7 protein-coding genes are annotated in these 2,981 nt (G+C 70.7%); all 7 read right to left on the bottom strand.

Annotated features, from left to right (window positions below):
• Positions 1-142: 142 nt before the first annotated feature.
• Positions 143-352, bottom strand: a complete 210-nt coding sequence (locus WMK75_RS18855) for a dodecin family protein (protein ID WP_324583829.1) — start codon at positions 350-352, stop codon at positions 143-145.
• Positions 353-563: 211 nt separating this feature from the next.
• A complete protein-coding gene (locus tag WMK75_RS18850; protein ID WP_347269109.1) occupies positions 564-830 on the bottom strand; it encodes a hypothetical protein in 267 nt (88 codons plus the stop codon).
• Positions 831-832: 2 nt separating this feature from the next.
• Positions 833-1,036, bottom strand: a complete 204-nt coding sequence (locus WMK75_RS18845) for a hypothetical protein (RefSeq protein ID WP_347269108.1) — start codon at positions 1,034-1,036, stop codon at positions 833-835.
• Entirely contained in the window at positions 1,033-1,233 is a 201-nt protein-coding gene (locus WMK75_RS18840; RefSeq protein WP_347269107.1) for a hypothetical protein, read from the bottom strand. Before WMK75_RS18840 ends, WMK75_RS18845 begins: the two co-directional genes overlap by 4 nt.
• Positions 1,234-1,238: 5 nt before the next feature.
• A complete protein-coding gene (locus tag WMK75_RS18835) occupies positions 1,239-1,904 on the bottom strand; it encodes a DUF3489 domain-containing protein (RefSeq protein WP_347269106.1) in 666 nt (221 codons plus the stop codon).
• A 102-nt stretch (positions 1,905-2,006) separates the two neighbouring features.
• Positions 2,007-2,492: a hypothetical protein gene (locus tag WMK75_RS18830; RefSeq protein ID WP_347269105.1), complete on the bottom strand. Its 486-nt coding sequence runs from the start codon at positions 2,490-2,492 to the stop codon at positions 2,007-2,009.
• Between the two features lie 102 nt (positions 2,493-2,594).
• Positions 2,595-2,981, bottom strand: a 387-nt coding sequence (locus tag WMK75_RS18825; protein ID WP_347269104.1) for a hypothetical protein, incomplete at its 5' end; no start/stop codon positions are given.

Raw genomic sequence — 2,981 nt, 5'->3', positions numbered from 1 at the left:
GCGGAACCGGAGCCGCACCTATCCGGGCATCGCCGCGGCGATGGCCGAGCAGTGGGGCGGCGCCTGAACGGGAGCCGCCCCGAAGGACAGCGACGGCCTTGGCGCGATGGCCATCTGCAAGTGGTCATGGAGCGCGGGCGGCTCAGGCCTCGTACTTGAAGGAGAGAGCGACACGCGTGCGGAACGCGACGACCTTCCCGTTCTCGACTTTCATGTCCAGCTTCACCACCTCGGCAATCCGAAGGTCGCGCAGCGAGCCGGCCGCCGTTTCCACGGCGTTCCGCCCCGCGTCCTCCCACGACTTCTCGCTGACACCGACAACATCGACGATTCTGTAGACGCCTTCTGCCATCTGACCCTCCCTTTGGCGTTGGTCCCGAACTGCCCCCAGCGGGCATGTGCACCTTACCAGCATCGCACCGGAGACGCTCGGACGTTGTCGATGGCCTGTCCGGTAGCGGGGCCTGCGAGCGGCGATGCAGGCACGGCGACGAAGTGCCACGCGGCGGCGCCTGACGGGACCCGCCGCCCTCGCAGGCGGCGGGAGGTCGTCCGGCGGGTGATCAGCCGTCCCCGGGCGGGTCAGGATCGATCGCCTCGATGCTCTCGATGATCGGCGCGAACGCCTCATCTGCATCGAAGTACGAGGTCGCGGTTTCGATCCCGACGAGCTCAGGCCAGCGCTCCCGGTGATCCGCGGGATAATACCCGAGGTGCATCGCGGCGACGAACTCGGACGCGACCACACCGGCCCGCTCCGACCGATCGCTCTCGATGATCAGCGTGGCGTGGTGCTCGTCGTCGTAGGCGTGAACCCGGAAGCGCGGCATGGTCAGTCGGGCTCCCGGAGCGCCGCGCGTATCGCCTTCCAGTCGGCGCCGGCGTCGTCGAGCGCCTCGCGCAGCTCGGTGATGAGCCGCCATGGCACGCGCGCCTCGTAGGCATGCTCATGCTTGCGGGCCGGCGGGTAGGCCGCCAGCCGCAGCGCGATCCCGAGGATGCGGTGCCGCGGGTCCGGGCGGTCGGCGGGACTCACTGTCGCGCCTCCCCGTCGTCCTTGTGGCCGTCGGCCCAAGGATTGGCGTCCGGACGCTGGTCCGGCGGCGTGAAGTCCTCGCCCGCCTCGAAGTCGAGGATCAGGTCGTGGAGGAACTGCGCCGGCTTCTGGCCCGCCTTCTTCGCCAGTCGCTGAAGCGCGGCCTCGGCGCGGTCGCTGATGCGATGAACCGCCACCGGCCTCACTCCGAAGCCAGTCGGTAGACTCGGGTTCCCTCGATCTTCTCCGAGGTGACGATGAGCCCGAGCTTCTTCTTCAGCGCCCCGGCGAAGAAGCCTCGAGCGGTGTGTGGCAGCCAGTTGGTGGCCTCGACGATCTGGGCGATGGTCGCGCCTTCGGGGCGGCGGAGCATCGCGATCAGCTGCGCCTGCTTGGTGCCGGCGCGGGTCTTCGGCGCAGGCGCGACGTCCGCGCCGGTGGGCGCCGCCTTCTTACGTCCGCCCCGACGCTTCGCGGGCGTCTCGACCGGCGCGTCGTCCGCGCCCGTGTCCGCGCCCTCGGGCGCACCGGCGGCCGGCTCGCCGGCGGAGTTGGTGCCCTCGTTGAAGGCGTAAGGCACCGCCTCGGGCTCGACCCCGATCGCCTCGGTGCCGGCGGCGGTGATGAAGAGCAGCACCCCGCGGCTGTCGGGCTCGGGGAGGTTGCGCCAGATGGTGTTCATCGCCGCGTCCGCTTTGCGCGGGCTGTCGATGATCTGCTCGCGGATCAGCCCGCGGGAAAGCAGCGCGGCCACGACCTTGGTCGCGGCCCCGCCGCGGAGCGAGCCGGGGAGCGGCAGCACGTTGCCGTCGGCGCGCTGCGCCGCCGCCGAGAGGATGATCACTTGGGTATCGGAGAGCTTGGTCATCGGGTCGTCCTTCGTTGCGAGGCGCGAGACCATCCCTCGCCTGCTACGACCCCGAGCCGCGCTCGCCCGAGGGCGGCGCGGCGGTGTCGGGACGGGCTGCGATCAGTCGGTCGTTTCGGTCGGCTTGCCGGACCTCTTCGCCGCCCGGCGCTGCTCGGTGGCGAAGCCCGCCGCCGCCGAGCCCGTGTCCGGCCACGGACCGAAGATCTGGCCGCCCACCATGCAGTGCCATTCCCCGGTGCTGCCGTCGCAGGGGCTGCGCAGGACGAACGGGGGCTCGTCGCCGCCGCGCGCAACCAGCGCCTCGGCCGAAACCTCGGGTGCCGCCGCGGCCGGCTCGGGGTCGAACTCGTGGTCGGCGCGCATGAGATCGAGCACCACCTCGAGCACCTTGTCCGGCGACTTCTTGGAGTTCGGCTCGAGCCCGAGGTCCGCCTTCGCCTGGATGAAGAGCTCGGCGAGGTAGCGTTCGTCGAACGGCCAGTCGCGGTTCCATGCGGCGCGATAGGCGTGGCGAGCCTTCTGCCGGGCGCTGTCGCCGATGATCTGCTGGGGATGGCGAAGGCGGGTATCGGGTGCCTTGGTCATCGGGGTGTCCCTTCGTTGCGAGGCGCGGGACCATCCCGGACCTTCTACGACCCCGAGCCGCGCTTGCCCGTGGCAGCGCGGCGGTGTCGGGAAGGGCTGCGATCAGTAGGGAAGCTCGGCCATGATCGCGTAGTGATTGGCGAAGCCGGTCAGGTAAGGGAGCCCCTTCGGGATCCCGGTCTCGCGGCTGGTCCTGCGGTCGATCCGCCAGTCCATCCAGCGGGCGATGGCGGTGTCGATCGCTTCCCGGAGCGTGTCGCCCCGGGCAAGCTCGTTCGCGACGTCGTCGGCGAAGTGGCGGCCGTGGCGGGAGTCGAGGAAGTCGCGCACCCCCTCGGGCGAGGCGGTGGTCGCCTCGGCGATCCGGCGGGAGGCGATCGTCCAAGCCTTCGCCGGGTCGGCCGCCGGGTCGTTCTCGATGCGGCTGATGGTTCCCCAGAATCCCCAGGCCTCGTTTCCGCTGGGCAGGATGGTGGTGGTCATGCTCTC

It is taken from the genome of Paracoccus sp. (in: a-proteobacteria) (genome assembly GCF_039808215.1).
Classification (GTDB): domain Bacteria; phylum Pseudomonadota; class Alphaproteobacteria; order Rhodobacterales; family Rhodobacteraceae; genus Paracoccus.
This window is presented reverse-complemented; position numbering and strand designations above follow the sequence as displayed.

Bases quoted from the DNA above. Each gene is read 5' to 3' on its own strand.
- WMK75_RS18855 (WP_324583829.1), bottom strand. From the start codon at position 352: ATGGCAGAAGGCGTCTACAGAATCGTCGATGTTGTCGGTGTCAGCGAG.
- WMK75_RS18850 (WP_347269109.1), bottom strand. From the start codon at position 830: ATGCCGCGCTTCCGGGTTCACGCCTACGACGACGAGCACCACGCCACG.
- WMK75_RS18835 (WP_347269106.1), bottom strand. From the start codon at position 1,904: ATGACCAAGCTCTCCGATACCCAAGTGATCATCCTCTCGGCGGCGGCG.
- WMK75_RS18830 (WP_347269105.1), bottom strand. From the start codon at position 2,492: ATGACCAAGGCACCCGATACCCGCCTTCGCCATCCCCAGCAGATCATC.